We start from the raw sequence: 16,498 nt of genomic DNA, 5'->3' as shown, positions 1-16,498 counted from the left end.
GCGCCCTGACTGCATAAGAGCGTGTTTTTGCCGATCGAGCCGGGCCTAGATCCGCTCCACTTTCACGGTGTCACCGGTGACGAAGGCAAGGTGGTCCTTGATCTGCGCTACGGCCTCATTGGGGGTTTCGTAGCTCCAGACCGCGTTTTCGGTCACGGATGATTTGTTCACAATCGAGAAGTAGCTGGCATCGCCCTTGGCCGGGCAGTGGGTGGTCTTGTCGCTACGGTCGAGGAAGGCTGTCGCGATGTCGCCACGGGGAAAATAGATGACGGGCGCCAGATCGCCCTCGCTCAGCTCAAGCGCGTTGCTGCTCTCGCCCAGCACGGCACCACCGGAGCGCACCACCCAGGTGCCTTCTGCTTTGCGAATATGGATCTTTGTCATGGTCTTTTCCTTCACGTCGTTCGTCACGGATCAATGTCGTCTTCAGATGTAACACTGCGGTATCACAGCGGCGCCGTTGCGGCATCCAGCCAGCGTTGTGCTGGGTCTGTTACGTTGGGTCCTATCTTGGCGGCTACATCCGCATGATAGGCGTTCAGCCAGTCCCGCTCTGCCGTGGTGAGCAGGTCCACCACGATCAGGCGGCGGTCCAGCGGGGCGTAGGTCAGGGTGCGCCAGCACAGCATTTCGCGTTCGGCGTCGGCGCTGTCCAGCTCAGGCGCCGGTTCTACCACCAACAGGTTCTCAATGCGAATACCAAAAGCGCCTTCGCGGTAATATCCCGGTTCATTGGAGAGGATCATGCCGGGTTCCAGCGGTACGGTGCCGGCACGGCTGAGCCGCTGGGGGCCTTCATGTACGCTGAGGAAGGCGCCGACCCCGTGGCCAAGCCCGTGGTTGAAGTCCTGCCCGGCGAGCCAGAGCGGCATTCGTCCCACCGCCTCGATGTCGCGACCGGCAAGCCCCTTTGGCCAGCGCAGGCGGGACATGGCGATCATGCCTTGCAGAACGCGGGTATAGGCCTCGCGGGCCTCCTGCGGTGGGGTGCCGATGGCGAGGGTGCGGGTGATGTCGGTGGTGCCGTCCAGATATTGCCCGCCGCTGTCCAGCACCAGCAGATGCCCGTCCAGCAGCGCGGCATTGCTGTCCTCGCTGACCCGGTAGTGGATGATGGCGCCATTGGGGCCGGTGCCCGAAATGGTTTCAAAGCTGATGTCGCGCAGTTTCGGATCCCTGCGGCGGGTGGCTTCGAGATGTTTGACCACGTCGATTTCGGTGATGCTGCCGGGGGGCTGGGCGTCCAGCCAGGCGAGGGTTTCCACCACGGCGGCACCATCGCGCAGATGAGCGGCGGCGCTGCCTGCGATCTCGGCGGCGCATTTGCGGGCCTTGGGCAGGGCGCAGGGGTCACCGGCCGCAACCAGCGCATCGCCGAGCTGATCGGCGACGATCCGGGGCAGGGTCGTCAGATCGACGGTGACGGAGGCATCTTTGGCCTGCGCCAGCTCAGCCACGGCTGACAGGAAGCTCTGCGGCGCATGAACGGCCACATCCGCGCCGAGGTGATCCCTGACACCCGTCAGCTTCTCTTCCGCCATGAACAGATCGACCCGCGCGTCGGCGTGCAGGATGGCAAACCCGTGGGCGACCGGGTTGTGGGCGATATCGCTGCCGCGGATGTTCAGGAGCCACATGATGCTATCTGGCAGGGTGATCACGGCGGCGCAATGTCCGGCGTCGCGCAGCTCTTGGGCCAGAGAGGCGGTCTTTTCGGAGGCGGATGTACCTGCATAGCTGAGCGAATGGGCGATGACGGGCTGCATCGGCGGGGTGGGCTGATCCTGCCAGATGCGATCCACCAGATTGTCGACCGGCACGAATTCAAACCCGTGCAGATCGAGCCCCTGCATCTGGCTGGCCGAATGCAGCCAGGGGTCATAGCCGATGCGCCCCCCGGTCGGCAGCTGCTCCTTCAGCCAATCGGCCAGCTGTACCTCGGGCCAGTGCACCGGGGTAAAGACCCCCGCGACCTGCTGTTTTACCTGCGTGCGGTAACGCCCGTCGATAAACACCCCGGCCACATCGCGCAGCACGACACAGAAGCCCGCAGAGCCAGTAAATCCGGTGAGCCAGGCCAGACGTTCATCGCCGGGGGCGACATATTCGCCCTGATGGGCATCGCTGCGCGGCACCAGAAAGCCGTCGAGCCCCTCGCGCTGCAATTCGGTGCGCAAAGCCTTGAGGCGGGGCGGGCCCTGTTCCGGGCGGGCTGTCACGTCGAAGGTCTGGAACATCGGCTCCCTCCATCTGTTTCGGGTGGTCCGCGACGGTTGGTCAGGGCGCAGCGGCCGGCCCTTCTGGGCGGGTGTTGCGCAACGTCGGCAGGAACAAGGAAATGGCGCGGCGGTCATGGCGCGCTCTGTCGCGAACACTTGTTCCAAATCCGGCGACGTCCCGCAACCCCTGTAACACAAAGCCCCGCACCGAAGCGGCGCGGGGCTTTGATTCAGAGCGGCGCGGCTGGGGTGCTCAGCTCGCGCGTTTTATGCCCATCACCCGGGCGCGGGCGCGCGGGTCACTGTCAAAGAGAGCGGCCAGCTGCTCGGTCATGGCGCCTGCCAGCTGTTCAACATCGGTGATGGTCACGGCGCGATCGTAATAGCGGGTGACGTCATGGCCGATGCCGATGGCCAGCAGTTCAACCTGTTTGCGCCGCTCGACCATCGCGATCACATCACGCAGGTGTTTTTCCAGATAGTTGGCCGGGTTCACCGACAGCGTGCTGTCATCCACCGGCGCGCCATCGGAGATCACCATCAGGATCTTGCGGGCTTCCTGACGGGCGACCATGCGGCGGTGCGCCCATTCCAGCGCCTCGCCGTCGATATTCTCCTTCAGCAGGCCCTCTTTCATCATCAGGCCAAGATTGTCGCGGGTCCGGCGCATCGGCGCATCGGCGGCTTTGTAGATGATGTGGCGTAGGTCGTTGAGGCGTCCCGGCAATTGTGGGCGGCCGTCATTGAGCCAAGCCTCACGCGCGAGCCCGCCTTTCCACGCGCGGGTGGTAAAGCCGAGGATTTCGACCTTCACGTTGCAGCGCTCCAGAGTGCGGGCCAGAACGTCGGCGCAGATCGCGGCGATGGAGATTGGCCGACCGCGCATGGAACCGGAGTTGTCCAAGAGGAGCGTCACCACGGTGTCGCGGAATTCGGTGTCTTTCTCCCGTTTGAACGACAGCGGCGTGGTGGGGTTGGCCACCACGCGGGCCAGACGGCCGGCGTCCAGAATGCCCTCTTCGAGGTCAAACTCCCACGAGCGGTTCTGCTGCGCCTGAAGGCGGCGCTGCAATTTGTTGGCAAGCCGCGAGACGGCCCCTTTCAGCGGTTCCAGCTGCTGGTCCAGATAGGCGCGCAGCCGTTCCAGCTCCGCCGGTTCGGCGAGATCCTCGGCGGCGATTTCCTCGTCATGGGCATCATCGAAGACCTTATAGTCGGGATCAGCCTCCGACACGGCGGGCGGCGGTGGCGGGTCCAGCGGAGCCTCGCCATCGGGCATTTCGGTATCTTCAGCAAGCTCTTCATCGGCCATCTCGTCCATCGAGACCTGCGCCTGGCTTTCGTCCTGCTGCTGTTCCTGAGCCTGCTCGGGGTTGGCGTCGGCCTCTTCCTCTTCGGAGTCGTCCTGACCGCTGCTGTCGGGGTCCTGCTGCTCCTCGGCGTCGTCTTCGGCGTCGCTGTCCTGTTCGTCGTCGAGCTGATCCGGGTCGTCGCCCAGCTGGTCGCCATAGCCCAGATCGGTGATCACCTGCCGCGCGAATTTGGCGAATGCGGCCTGATCCTCGATGGTGCCACCGAGATTGGCCAGCGTGTCGCCGGCCTGCTGCTCAATGAAACCGCGCCACAGTTCCATCACATTGGCGGCGGCCTCGGGCATCGGGCGGCCGGTCGCCAGATGGCGGATCAGATAGCCGGCGGATACCGCCAGCGGCGCCTCGGTTGCGGATTTGATCTGGTCGTAACCCCTGCGCAGGGCTTCGTTCTGGATCTTCACGTCGATATTGGAGGCGGTGCCGGGCATGTGCCGCGCGCCCATCGCCTCGCAGCGGGCGGATTCCAGCGCCTCGTAGAGATCAAGCGCCATGTCGCCGGGCGGGGCATAGCGGGCATGGGTGGCGGGGTCGTGGAATTTGTGGCGCAACGCCAGCGCATCGGCGGTGCCACGGGCCAGCAGCACCTCTTCGCGGGTCATCCGTCGGGAGACCTGAGGCAGCCGCATATTGTCGCCGGACAGACCGGCAGGGTCGACCGAGTAGGAGACGTTCAGCTCGGAATCATTGGCCATGACCTTGGTGGCTTCGGCCAGCGCCTTCTTGAACGGATCGGCGGGGTTGTCGTTGGGCTTTTTCATGGTCGCACCTAGTCCCTTGTGAGCATCCCCCCTCGTGTCGGAAAAGTCCAGTGGCACTGCTGCGGATAGGGCAGCGCCTGTCCCGGCGGGGTGAGAGGCGAAGCGCCCGCCCGTTTTGCCGGAGGCAAACCTTCGGTCTGGCGGGGGCAGTTCGGGCGCTGCCCGGCCTTGCGGCCGGGCGGCACATTGCTGTTAGCCCAGCGAAACGCTCGCGGCGCTTTCCGGCAGCTCTTCGTCAAAGCAGCGCTGGTAGAACTCGGCCACGGTCTGGCGCTCCAGCTCGTCACATTTGTTCAGGAACGACAGGCGGAAGGCATAGCCCACATCGCGGAAAATCTCGGCGTTCTGCGCCCAGTTGATCACCGTCCGCGGCGACATCACGGTGGAGAGATCGCCGTTCATGAAGGCGGTGCGGGTGAGATCGGCGACGGTGACCATCTGGCTGATGGTCTTGCGACCCTTCTCGGTGTTGTAATGCGGCGCCTTGGACAGGACGATCGCGCTTTCGGCGTCGTGGCTGAGGTAGTTCAGCGTGGCCACCAGCGACCAGCGGTCCATCTGGGCCTGGTTGATCTGCTGGGTGCCGTGATAGAGGCCAGTGGTATCGCCCAGACCAACGGTGTTGGCGGTGGCAAACAGGCGGAAGAACGGGTTCGGGGTGATGATCTCGTTCTGATCGAGGAGCGTCAGCTTGCCGTCATGCTCCAGAACGCGCTGAATCACGAACATCACGTCCGCGCGGCCCGCGTCATATTCGTCGAACACGATGGCAACCGGGTTGCGCAGCGCCCAGGGCAGGATGCCTTCGTGGAATTCAGTGACCTGCTTGCCGTCGCGCAGCTTGATCGCGTCCTTGCCAATGAGGTCGATCCGGGAGATGTGGCTGTCGAGGTTCACCCGGACGGAGGGCCAGTTCAGGCGCGCGGCGACCTGTTCGATATGGGTCGATTTACCGGTGCCGTGGTAGCCCTGGATCATCACGCGGCGATTGTGGCTGAAGCCTGCCAGAATGGCCAACGTGGTCTCGGGATCGAATTTATAGGTCGGATCCAGAGCCGGAACCCGGTCGGAGCCGTCGGCGAAGCCCTTGACGGTCATATCCGTATCAATTCCGAACACATCGCGCACCGAAAGGGTCTCGGTGGGTTTCGCGTTCATATCCAGCATACCGTCGGTCATCGCAATCGATCCTTATCCTCATCCGCGCAGCGTCCGTCGGCTGGCGGCAATCCGGTGGATTGGTGCCTGATCTTGTCTGCAATCGCAAGGGGCCAAGGCCGGGTTTGACCAGCTGTCGTGACGTTTGGTCTCAATCTGGCACTAAGGCCGCGCCTGGCCGGGCCAGTTGCGCGCGTGTCGGGCGGGGGCATTCCGGCCCGCGCCCCTGTGTTCTGCCGGTGGCAGGGTGTGGCGGCAAACGCATAGCGGGGTTGCGTCTGCTGGTGGCTTCTGGTGCCGGATGAGCCAAATGAACCCTGTACAAAAGGGGGCAAAGCCGATATCAGCGCGCACTTGGATGATGCCATCCGCGTTCCTGCGCAGTCGGGGACATTCCCGATATTCGGCGTGCCCTTTGGCGGCGCGCCCCGCAGCAAGCGAAATGAAATCTTGAAAACAGCACTCGAACAAGCGCTTCAGGCGCGCGGCTACGAGCATTTGACACCCGTTCAACAGGCCGTCACCGCGCCCGAGCTGGATCAGTCCGACCTTCTGGTGTCGGCGCAGACCGGTTCCGGCAAAACCGTAGGCTTTGGCCTGGCGATGGCCCCTACATTGCTGGGTGAGGCCGAGAAACTGGACCGGGCCGAGCTGCCGCTGGCGCTGGTCATCGCGCCGACGCGCGAACTGGCGTTGCAGGTGAAACGCGAACTGGGCTGGCTCTATGCCGAGGCCGGTGCGCAGGTCGTCTCCACCGTGGGCGGTATGGACATGCGCGACGAACGCCGCGCGCTGGAGCGTGGCGCGCATATCGTCGTGGCCACCCCCGGCCGTCTGCGCGATCACATCATGCGCGGCTCGATCAACCTGTCGCAGGTACGCGCCGTGGTGCTGGACGAAGCAGACGAGATGCTGGATCTGGGCTTCCGCGAGGATCTGGAGTTCATTCTGGGCGAATCCCCGGAAGACCGCCGCACCCTGATGTTCTCGGCAACTGTGCCGACTGGTATCGCGCGTCTGGCGGAGACCTATCTCAAGGATCACCAGCGGATCAAAACCGTGGCTGAAGCCTCGCAGCACGCGGATATCGAATACCAGATGCTGGCTGTGGCGCAGCGCGACGTCGAAAACGCCGTAATCAACGTGCTGCGCTTCCACGAGTCGCCCAATGCGATCGTGTTCTGCAACACCCGTGCGGTGGTGAACCGGATGACCACGCGGCTGAGCAATCGCGGATTTTCCGTGGTTGCCCTGTCGGGCGAGCTGTCCCAGGCGGAGCGGAGCAACGCGTTGCAATCCCTGCGCGACGGGCGGGCGCGGGTCTGCGTGGCCACCGATGTGGCGGCGCGCGGGATCGACCTGCCGAAGCTGGATCTGGTGATTCATGCGGATCTGCCGTCCAGCCACGAAACCCTGTTGCACCGCTCTGGCCGTACCGGCCGTGCCGGGCGCCAGGGTGTGTCCGCGCTGATCGTGCCCCCAAAGGCCAAGGGCAAGGCCCTGCGCCTGCTGCGTGCCGCCAAGATCACCGCAGAAACCAGCCCGGCCCCCAGTGCCGATGATGTGCGCGCCCGCGACTTTGAACGTCTCTTGGGTGACAAGGCCTGGAGCGAGCCGGTCAGCGAAAATGAGACCGCCCCGGTGGCGGAACTGGTCGAGCGTTTCTCTCCCGAGCAGCTGGCCGCCGCCTATCTGCGCCTGTTCCACGACCGCCACAGCGCGCCGGAAGAGCTGAGCGATCCGCAGATGGACAAGCGCGAGCGGGAAGAGCGGGCGCCCTTTGGCCCCTCCGTCTGGTTTGCGGTCAGTGGTGGTCGCAAGGCCGGTGCAGAGCCGCGCCGCCTGCTGCCGATGCTGTGCAATGCCGGCAATCTGACCAAAGACGACATCGGCGCGATCCGCATTCAGTTCGACCAGAGCTATGTCGAGGTGCGCGAAAGCAGTGCCGATGCGTTCTGGGGTGCGGTCAAACATGGTGAGCTGGAAGAGGGCGCCACGGTAACGCGTCTGGACAAGGCGCCAGATCTGCCGAAATCGCCGCGCCCGCAGAACCGGGACCGCGATGGTTTCCGCGATGACAAGCGTGGCCCCCGTGGCCAGGATCGTGGTGAGCGCAAGCCCTACGGCGACAAACCCAGCTATGACAAGCCGCGCGGTGACAAACCCCGGGGCGACAAACCTGCCTATGGCGACAAACCGGCCTACGGTGACAAGCCACGGAGCAGCAAGCCCTATGGCGACAAACCCCGTGGCGACAAGCCCAGCTATGGCGACAAGCCGCGCTTTGACAAACCAAAGCGTACTGGCGAAGGCGGCAAGGCCACGGTGACTGCGCGCGGCCCGTCGGATCGTGCCGCCAGCCCCTCAAAACCCGCCAAACCGGCGGTTCCGGGCAAGCCCAAGGGCGATTGGTCCAATCCGGGGAAATCGGGCCGCAAGGGCGCACCGCCACCAAAGGGCAAGCCGACCAGCAAGAAGAACAAGGCCCGGGCAGCAGTTGCCAAAACAGGCGGAGCGGCGCGGCCGCAGCGCAAGGGCAGCTAACATCCGAGCCTGTCAGCAAGACAGAAAGCCACGGCACCGATCTGCCGTGGCTTTTTCATTTAGGGACAAATCTCTGCCCCGCGACTTTCCGTAGCTGTCGCGTGGCGGGCGTCTGAACGCTGCAAGCTTCCGGCGTTGCAAAGCCCAGAGGTTGCACAAAGAAAAAGCGCCGCTTGCGCGACGCTCTGGTTTTCTGTCTGGCTGGTTCGGGGCGCAACTACCGCTTATTTGAAGCTGCGGCTGTCCTTGATCTGGTCCCAGGCCCAGACCACCTCTTGCAGCTGTTCTTCCTGGCTGCGGTCGCCACCGTTCATGTCGGGGTGCAGCACCTTGATCAGCTTCTTATAGGCTTTGCGGATGTCTGCCTTGCTCCAGTCGTCCTTGGCCTCAAGCACTTCCAGCGCGCGGCGTTCGGTCGGGGGCAGGCGGCGCCCGGCCTGGGCTGAGCGCCCCGGATTCCGGGTGGCGTTCTGGCCCAGCACCTGATGCGGATCCTCGATGCCCAGCCGCGCCCAGGCGCGCGCCTCGGGGTCACCCATCGGTTTGGTCTGGCGTTCCCAGACCTTGTCCTTGGATTGCTGGGCGTTCAATTCGGCCTCGGTGGTGCCTTCAAAGAAGTTCCACTTGGTATTGTATTCGCGCACGTGCTCCTGGCAGAACCAGTAGTAATCATCCAGCACATCCGGTGCCTTGGGCGCGCGGAATTTGCCGGGTTCATCGCAGCCATCCTTGTCGCAGATGCGCTGCGAGGTCTCGGACGCGCCGGTGGCGGCCCGCCGGCCGCGGGGGTTCTTTTTCTTCGCTGACCGGATGGACATATCGAAACCAAAGGGATCTGACTTGGTCATGGGGCGCACCTTCTAGACGCAACTGTTCGACTCGGAGGCAGCAGTTTAGTCTAAGGGGCGGCAGATTGAAGGGGGCTGGGAAAATTAATACGGGGATTTTTATGCAGGACACGCCAGAATGAGCATCCGTGAAGAGATCGAGACGCGTCTGCGCGAGGCATTTGCACCACGCGCATTGCGGGTTGAGGATGAGAGCGACCAGCACGTCGGCCACGCCGGTCACGACGGGCGTGGCGAAAGCCATTTCAACGTATATATCCGGGCCGATGGCTTTGCCGAGATGTCCCGCGTGGCGCAGCATCGCGCCGTGCATAAGGCGCTGGGCGATATCGTGCCGCGCATCCACGCGCTGGCGCTGGATATCGGGGTCTAGCGGCGGAAGTCAGGCAAAGCCCCGCCGATGTGCCACAATGGCAACGCTGGCGGGGAATTGCATCCGGGGGCTGGTCAGCTGTTTGCCGGATCCTCGGAGGATTTTTCCGATCTGGTCAGTTTTGGTTCTGCTTTTGGCGCGGGTTTGGCGGCGCCATCTTTCGGGGTGGCGGCAAGGCTGGCGCGGGCTTTCAGGGCGGCGGTCAGGCCGGAGACCGGGCTCAGCTCCTCGACGCCGTCATCGGCGACCATGGAGCGGGCGCCCCGGCCCGGAACGGCAATGGCGCCTGCCGGGGCCTCTGGGTCGCCGGCGATGGCGATGGGTGGCGCGACAGCGCTGGTGGTGGCCGGGCCAAGCGTCGGGACTGCTGGTGTCTCCTCCGCGGGGGTCGCTGTGGCAGCTGCTGCTGTGCCGTGATCCGCCGCTTGGGCGGGGGACTGCGCTGCGAGCTGCGCGGTGATCTGGGCGGCCAGCTGAGCCACGGCCTGAGCCTGCAACTGCTCGGCGGCGGCTGGCAGCGCACGGCGGAAGATCAGCACGTTGCGCCAGTTCGTCGTCGAGCCGGTCAGCCCGCTGCGCTCTTCGGATGGCAGCAGCTCCGCGCGCTGATATTCCCAGCCCTCTGCCGCCATGTCGTTCAGCAGGATATCAATGGAATTGGCAAAGCGGGCTTCGGCGGTTTTGACGCCCTTGGCCTTGGTGCCCTTGGCGGGGGCGGGGACAACTTTGTATTCAAAAGCTTGCATAAACGTCTCCTGTGTCGGCGGCAGGTTTAGCGCAAGCGTGCGGGGGGTCAAGCGTCCGCGTTCCCCATGGGCGGGGACCTGTCGGGCGGCAGTATACCCCAATTGCCGCTGCGGCTTCCAGATCATCGCGTTCGGGTTGGGGTGTGGCAGCGCCTTTCACACGACAAAGGGCGCCACCGGGGCGCCCTTGCGTGGTTCTTATCTGAGGGGCGTCGCGTGCCCGGTGGCCGGATCAGCCGCCCAGTTTCTGCGCCACCAGCTTGTTCACGGCGGCCGGATTCGCCTTTCCGCCGGTGGCCTTCATCACCTGGCCGACAAACCAGCCTGCCAGTTTCGGGTTCACCTTGGCCTTCTCCACCTGCGCGGGGTTGGCGGCGATGATCTCGTCCAGCGCGGCTTCGATGGCGCCGGTATCTGTCACCTGCTTCATGCCGCGCTCTTCGACGATCTGAGCGGGGTCGCCGCCTTCGGTATAGACGATCTCAAAGAGGTCCTTGGCGATCTTGCCGGAGATCGCGTCGGAGGCGATCAGGTCGATGATGCCGCCCAGCTGGGCAGGTGAGACCGGGGAGTCGGTAATCGTGTGGTCTTCTTTCTTCAGGCGGCCGAACAGCTCGTTGATGACCCAGTTTGCAGCCAGCTTGCCGCTGCGGCCCTTGGCGGTTTCCTCGAAGAAGGCCGCCGATTCCACATCCGCGGTCAGTACCGAGGCGTCATAGTCGCTGAGGCCGAAGTCTTTGATGAAACGTGCCTTTTTCTCGTCCGGCAGTTCCGGCAGGTTTGCCTTGATCTCATCCACCCAGGCCTGTTCGATTTCCAGCGGCAAGAGGTCGGGGTCGGGGAAATAGCGGTAGTCATGCGCCTCTTCCTTGGAGCGCATGGAGCGGGTTTCGCCCTTGTCCGGATCGTACAGGCGGGTTTCCTGCATGATCTCGCCACCTGCCTCGATGATGGCGATCTGGCGACGGGCTTCGACCTCGATCGCCTGCTGGATGAAGCGCATCGAGTTCATGTTCTTGATCTCGCAGCGGGTGCCGAGGTGGGAGAAGTCCTGGGTTTCCTGATACTTCTCGTACTGGCCCGGCAGGCAGACGGAGACGTTGACGTCGGCGCGCAGGTTGCCGTTCTGCATATTGCCGTCACAGGTGCCGAGATACTGCATGATCTGGCGCAGCTTGGCGATATAGGCGGCGGCTTCTTCCGGGCCGCGAATGTCGGGGCGCGAGACGATCTCCATCAGGCAGACGCCGGTCCGGTTCAGGTCGACAAAGGACATGTTGGGATCCATGTCGTGGATCGACTTGCCCGCGTCCTGCTCCATGTGGATCCGCTCCACACGCACGTTGCGCGCGGTGCCGTCGCCCAGTTCCACCAGCACTTCGCCTTCGCCCACGATCGGGTGGTAAAGCTGGGAAATCTGGTAGCCCTGCGGCAGGTCGGGGTAGAAGTAGTTCTTGCGGTCAAAAGCCGACCACAGGTTGATATCGGCCTTCAGGCCCAGACCGGTGCGCACCGCCTGTTCAATGCAGTATTCGTTGATCACCGGCAGCATACCGGGCATCGCCGCGTCCACAAAGGCCACGTTGGAGTTCGGCTCGGCGCCGAATTTGGTGGAGGCGCCGGAGAACAGCTTTGCATTGGAGCTGACCTGAGCATGCACCTCCATACCGATGACCAGTTCCCAGTCATGCTTGGCGCCCGCGATCACCTTGGGCTTGGGGAGTTCATATGTCAGGTCGAGCATGGTTTTCCGCCGTATCCGAATGTCCGATGTTGGCAAGCGTTCTAGGCCCCCGCGCGGGCAGGGGCAAGGGGGCATTGAGGGGCAGAAGGGTACATTGATTTGCCCTTTTGCATGGGCCGCAGGTCCGGGCAGCGCCCGTCCCGCGCCCCTGGGCGGGCGCTTCACGCCCACCCACGGGACGGACTCTGCCCTTCGCAATGGTTCGCTCGGGGCTGATTCAGCCTCTTGGCGAGACGTTCCGGCAGGGCTAGTACTGGCAGCCCGAGCAGAATTTTCAGGAGGCCGCCTTGGACACATCCGCCCGCATCAGCCAGACCATTGCCACGGAAATCGGCGCCGCCGCCAAACAGGTGAGTGCCGCCGTTGCGCTGCTGGATGAAGGCGCCACAGTGCCCTTTGTCGCGCGCTACCGGAAGGAGGCCACGGGCGGGCTGGATGACACCCAGCTGCGCACGCTGGCGGAGCGGCTGGACTATCTGCGCGAGCTGGAAAAGCGTCGGGCGGCCATCCTCGACTCGATCAAGGGGCAGGACAAGCTGACCGACGATCTGGCCGCCTCGATTGCTAAGGCGGAGACCAAGGCGCAGCTGGAGGATATCTATCTGCCCTACAAGCCGAAGCGGCGCACCAAGGCGATGATCGCCAAGGAGAACGGGCTGGAGCCGCTGGCGGATGCGATTCTGGCCGACCGCAGCACCGAGCCGGAGGCGCTGGCCGAAGGCTATGTTACCGAGGCGGTCGTGACGGTGAAGGACGCGCTGAACGGCGCGCGGGATATCCTGACCGAGCGGCTGACGGAGAATGCAACCCTCTTGGGCCGACTGCGGGAGTTCCTGCAGAAGGAGGCGGTGCTCACCGCCAAGGTGGTCGAGGGCAAGGAGCAGGAGGGGGCGAAATTCTCCGACTATTTCGCGCATTCCGAACGCTGGGCGGATGTGCCCTCGCACCGGGCGCTGGCGATGCTGCGGGGATCAAACGAGGGCGTGCTGACGCTGGACGTCGGGCCGGAGCCGGAAGAGGGCGTGGCGCGGGCGGAAGGAATGGTCGCGGCGGAGCTTGGAGCGGGCGGCAATGGCCCGGGCGACAAGTGGCTGCGCAAGGTCGCGGGCTGGACCTGGCGGGTGAAGCTCAGCCTCTCGATGATGCTGGAGCTGATGGGCGATCTGCGCGGCCGGGCGCAGGAGGACGCCATCCAGGTTTTTGCCCGCAATCTGAAGGATCTGTTGTTTGCCGCGCCAGCCGGTGCGCGGCCGACTCTCGGGCTGGACCCGGGCATTCGCACCGGCGTCAAGGCGGCGGTGGTTGACGCAACCGGAAAACTGGTGGCCACCGAGACGTTGTACCCGTTCCAGCCGAAGAACGATCTGCGCGGGGCGCAGGTGTCGATTGTGAAGCTGATTGCCGAACATGGCGTTGAGCTGATCGCCATTGGCAACGGGACCGCCAGCCGCGAGACCGAGCGGATGGTGGCGGAGGTGCTGCAACACCTGCCGGCCAAGGTGAAGGCGCCGACCAAGGTGGTGGTGTCTGAGGCTGGTGCCTCGGTCTATTCCGCCTCTGAGCTGGCGGCGCGGGAGTTCCCGGATCTGGATGTCTCCTTGCGCGGTGCGGTCTCGATTGCCCGCCGCCTCCAGGATCCGCTGGCGGAACTGGTGAAGATCGAGCCCAAGAGCATCGGCGTTGGCCAGTACCAGCATGATGTGGACCAGCACAAACTCTCGAAATCGCTGGAAGCGGTGATCGAGGATGTGGTGAACGCCGTTGGGGTAGACCTCAACATGGCGTCGGCGCCGCTGCTGAGCCATGTCTCGGGGCTTGGTCCCGGCCTGGCGGAGGCGATTGTGGCGCATCGCGACATGAACGGCGCGTTCAACTCGCGCAAGGAACTGCTGAAGGTCGCGCGCCTCGGCCCAAAGGCGTTTGAGCAATGCGCAGGTTTTTTGCGGATCCGCGATGGCAAGGAGCCGCTGGATGCGTCCTCAGTTCACCCCGAAAGCTATGATGTGGCGCGCAAGATCGTGGCGGCCTGCGGCCGTGATATTCGCCAGATCATGGGCGATGGTGCGGCGCTGAAAGGCTTGCGGGCAGAGGATTTTGTGGGCGGCGACGTGGGCCTGCCGACGGTTCGGGATATCTTTGCGGAACTGGAGAAACCGGGCCGCGACCCGCGCCCGTCTTTTGTGACGGCGTCCTTCAAGGATGGGGTGGAGACGATCACCGACCTGAAACCCGGCATGGTGCTGGAAGGCACGGTCACCAATGTCGCGGGTTTTGGGGCATTCGTGGACATTGGGGTGCATCAGGATGGGCTGGTGCACGTGAGCCAGCTGGCCGACCGCTTCGTGAAAGACCCGCATGAGGTGGTGAAGACAGGACAGGTGGTCAAGGTCACTGTCACCGAGGTGGATGTGCCGCGAAAGCGCATCGCCCTCACCATGAAGAAGGACGGCGGTGCCTCAGCCAGAGAGGAGCGCAATGCTCGCGGCCCGGCCAAGGGCGCAGCTCCGCAGCGTGGTGGCAAGCCCGGTGGGCATTCGGGCGGCGGCAAGCGCCAGATGTCCGCTGGCCCGAAGGGTGGTCAGGGCAGGGGGCAGGGTTCAGGTCAAGGCTCTGGGCAAAGCTCTGGCCAAACCACAGGCGCGCTGGGTGCGGCCCTGTTGGATGCGTTCAAAAAAACCTGAGCGATGCTGCGCGGCCCGCCTAATCAGGCGAGACGCGCAGCCCTTTGGCGGAAAACTCCACCCGCTGGCCGGCCTCGATTTCGCTGCGAAACAGGTCGGCGATGAAGCGCAGCGCGTCCCGGCGGCCATGGTCGGCAAACCGGCGCGGTGAGGCGATGCGCAGGTTGTTGTCGAACCGCTGCGCGGCGTGGGCCCAGATCAGCGGATGAATTTCGCGCAGGTGGTCGCGGATCAGCCAATCCGCCGCCCCGGCGATCTCGCCGCGCTGCCCGGTGGTGGTCGTTGCGGTCTCTTCGACATAACGCAGCGCCACCGCGCAGTAAGAGGCCAGCAGGTTGATCATTTCCTGATCCGGTCGGCGTGAGACTATATCGCGCAAGCCATCCATGAAGAAGTCGATGTCGACGCGGGCGCAGGCTTCCGGGTCCAATGCGATGGCGTCGAAATAGACCCAGGCGTAGCCGCCGTCGCCCCAGATCTCTTGTGTACGGGCGGCAGTGCGGCGCGCTTCGAGGTCGAGGGCATCGTAGCTGCCGAACCAGCGCGGCAGCATATGGGTGCCGAGACTGCGCATGTGGCGGTGATTGTCGGGGTCCAGGTCGATGAGTGCGGCGAAATCATCCGCCACCTGCGTCGCGCTGGCGGATCGTTGCCCGGCGAGCAGCGCGGTTTTCGCTGCGGCAATAAACGGGCTGTCGAGGGCAATACCATCCAGCGGATGCAGTAAGGCGGCTGCCCTGTCGAAATGGGCGGCGCAACGCTGGCCATTGGCCACGGTGATTGACAGGACATCGGAATAGCCGCGCCAGATCCAGGCCACATCAATATGGGCGAGGGCCACCAGAGTGCGCAGATAGGGATCGTCGCGGTGTTCCACGCACATCGTCTCCAGCCCCATGACGCCTTCGATCATCTTGCGCCGGTCCCCGGCGTGGCCAAGGCTGAGCGCATGTTCGACGGCATTGACCACATCGCTGCGCGCGCCATGGGCCAGAAGCTCGGCAACGGGCAGGCCATGCGGCGTATTCTGGCGGGCCTTGTCGGCTTTTGCGATCTCTGCGGAGAGGTCCGTCCAGCGGTCCTGACGGGCCAGAAACTGTCCCTTGTCCTGAAGCGTTGCGCAGTCGCTTTCGCCCTGATCCGGCTCGCAGACCGGCACGATGAGCTGCTGCTGGGGGTGATCCGGGCGGTCTGCGGCGCGGCGGGGGGCGGTTGCCTGATCCTGCCTGCTGCGGGCGGCAGCGCAGGGGGGCGCCGCTGTGTTTTGCGTGAGGGTCGCCCGACCTTCACCGGGTAGCAGAGTTGAAAATACCTGTCTGATAAGGTCGCGCGCTGGGGTGTTTTTGTTGAGCATATCCATGTCCGCGTGCTGGCAGCTGAAATCACTGCAATCAGACTGGCCGTTCTTTGGGGCGCAATCATGGCGGGCGCGCGCCATTGCGATGGACGATTGGGATATTCCAGTGGCAGGTTAACGCGGGTTAAGATTTGCCTGTTTGGCGGCGGGGAGTCGTTTTGGGGAGGTCCGCGCTCAATAGACGCGGAAGTGATGCCGCCTGACGGGCAGGCCTGCTGCGGTGAGGGCCTGTTCAAGGATCTGATGCGGTGGCAGGCAATCGGGGGGAATGCGCAACCGCTTGCCCGCCTCCGTATGAATGGTGGCGCGGTGAGAAAAGTCCCAGCGCCGGTCGAGCGTGACATGGCTTATCCGATTGATCGGCAGGTCTACGGCGCCTGAGGCATTGCGCCAGCAGAGCCGTGTTGCATCCAGCTTCAGGCTGGCAGTCGGGTTGCGCCAGAGTTCCCAGAGGCCGGGCAGCATTGGCAGGATCAGCAGCAGCGAGATCCAGAGCGCGACGGACAGCGCCAGCGACAGCGCCGCAATCCCGGCCCCCCACAGGCCGAGGGCGAGCAGCAGGCGTGGCGAGCGGGCGGCCCGGCTGTAGCGATAGGCGGGAATGACTGCCCGGCGGCTCGTCGGCGGATCTATCATCGGAGCATCAGCCATGAGGCGGGGCCTCGATGACAGATGGTTCGCGCCGGGGTGCGGA

12 protein-coding genes are annotated in these 16,498 nt (G+C 64.4%); 3 read left to right on the top strand and 9 right to left on the bottom strand.

Going from position 1 to position 16,498, the window contains the following annotated elements; translation table 11 throughout:
- Positions 1-45: 45 nt before the first annotated feature.
- From VWY60_RS10505 to cobS, 4 genes are all read right to left on the bottom strand, one after another.
- The gene (locus VWY60_RS10505) at positions 46-387 is read right to left on the bottom strand and encodes a DUF427 domain-containing protein (RefSeq protein ID WP_340545056.1); all 342 of its coding nucleotides are present in this window, start codon (positions 385-387) and stop codon (positions 46-48) included.
- 62 nt (positions 388-449) lie between these two features.
- The gene (locus VWY60_RS10500; RefSeq protein ID WP_416540432.1) at positions 450-2,240 is read right to left on the bottom strand and encodes an aminopeptidase P family protein; all 1,791 of its coding nucleotides are present in this window, start codon (positions 2,238-2,240) and stop codon (positions 450-452) included.
- 235 nt (positions 2,241-2,475) lie between these two features.
- Positions 2,476-4,353 (bottom strand): cobaltochelatase subunit CobT, encoded by a 1,878-nt coding sequence (gene cobT, locus VWY60_RS10495; protein WP_416540431.1) that lies wholly within the window; start codon positions 4,351-4,353, stop codon positions 2,476-2,478.
- A 192-nt stretch (positions 4,354-4,545) separates the two neighbouring features.
- Positions 4,546-5,532 carry a cobaltochelatase subunit CobS gene (gene cobS, locus VWY60_RS10490; protein ID WP_416536769.1) on the bottom strand — a complete coding sequence of 329 codons (987 nt, stop codon included), beginning with the start codon at positions 5,530-5,532 and terminating at the stop codon, positions 4,546-4,548.
- A 429-nt stretch (positions 5,533-5,961) separates the two neighbouring features.
- On the opposite strand from cobS, the gene VWY60_RS10485 reads away from it, so the two are divergent.
- Positions 5,962-8,055 (top strand): DEAD/DEAH box helicase, encoded by a 2,094-nt coding sequence (locus VWY60_RS10485; RefSeq protein WP_416540430.1) that lies wholly within the window; start codon positions 5,962-5,964, stop codon positions 8,053-8,055.
- Between the two features lie 224 nt (positions 8,056-8,279).
- On the opposite strand, the gene VWY60_RS10480 is transcribed toward VWY60_RS10485, so the two are convergent.
- The gene (locus VWY60_RS10480; protein WP_340545061.1) at positions 8,280-8,903 is read right to left on the bottom strand and encodes a DnaJ domain-containing protein; all 624 of its coding nucleotides are present in this window, start codon (positions 8,901-8,903) and stop codon (positions 8,280-8,282) included.
- A 118-nt stretch (positions 8,904-9,021) separates the two neighbouring features.
- Here VWY60_RS10480 and VWY60_RS10475 point away from each other — a divergent pair, with 118 nt between their 5' ends.
- Positions 9,022-9,276, top strand: coding sequence for a BolA family protein (locus tag VWY60_RS10475; protein WP_416540429.1), 255 nt, complete (start codon positions 9,022-9,024; stop codon positions 9,274-9,276).
- Between the two features lie 74 nt (positions 9,277-9,350).
- Here VWY60_RS10475 and VWY60_RS10470 read toward each other — a convergent pair whose 3' ends face one another.
- Together VWY60_RS10470 and gatB are read right to left on the bottom strand one after the other, a co-directional pair.
- On the bottom strand, positions 9,351-10,022 hold the full coding sequence (locus tag VWY60_RS10470; protein ID WP_416540428.1) for a DUF4177 domain-containing protein: 672 nt from the start codon (positions 10,020-10,022) through the stop codon (positions 9,351-9,353).
- A 232-nt stretch (positions 10,023-10,254) separates the two neighbouring features.
- Entirely contained in the window at positions 10,255-11,766 is a 1,512-nt protein-coding gene (gatB, locus tag VWY60_RS10465) for an Asp-tRNA(Asn)/Glu-tRNA(Gln) amidotransferase subunit GatB (protein WP_416540427.1), read from the bottom strand.
- A gap of 287 nt (positions 11,767-12,053) precedes the next feature.
- On the opposite strand from gatB, the gene VWY60_RS10460 reads away from it, so the two are divergent.
- On the top strand, positions 12,054-14,447 hold the full coding sequence (locus tag VWY60_RS10460; protein ID WP_416540426.1) for a Tex family protein: 2,394 nt from the start codon (positions 12,054-12,056) through the stop codon (positions 14,445-14,447).
- Positions 14,448-14,466: 19 nt separating this feature from the next.
- Here the strand turns inward: VWY60_RS10460 and VWY60_RS10455 are convergent, their stop codons facing one another.
- Positions 14,467-15,801: a hypothetical protein gene (locus VWY60_RS10455; protein ID WP_416540425.1), complete on the bottom strand. Its 1,335-nt coding sequence runs from the start codon at positions 15,799-15,801 to the stop codon at positions 14,467-14,469.
- A 177-nt stretch (positions 15,802-15,978) separates the two neighbouring features.
- Complete coding sequence (locus VWY60_RS10450; RefSeq protein WP_416540424.1) at positions 15,979-16,455, bottom strand: hypothetical protein; 477 nt, start codon at positions 16,453-16,455, stop codon at positions 15,979-15,981.
- Positions 16,456-16,498: the final 43 nt, after the last annotated feature.

Source organism: Phaeobacter sp. JH20_26, from assembly GCF_048056275.1.
Classification (GTDB): domain Bacteria; phylum Pseudomonadota; class Alphaproteobacteria; order Rhodobacterales; family Rhodobacteraceae; genus Phaeobacter; species Phaeobacter bryozoorum.
Note: the sequence above shows the minus strand (reverse complement) of the source record. Positions and strands in the feature narration are given on the sequence as shown.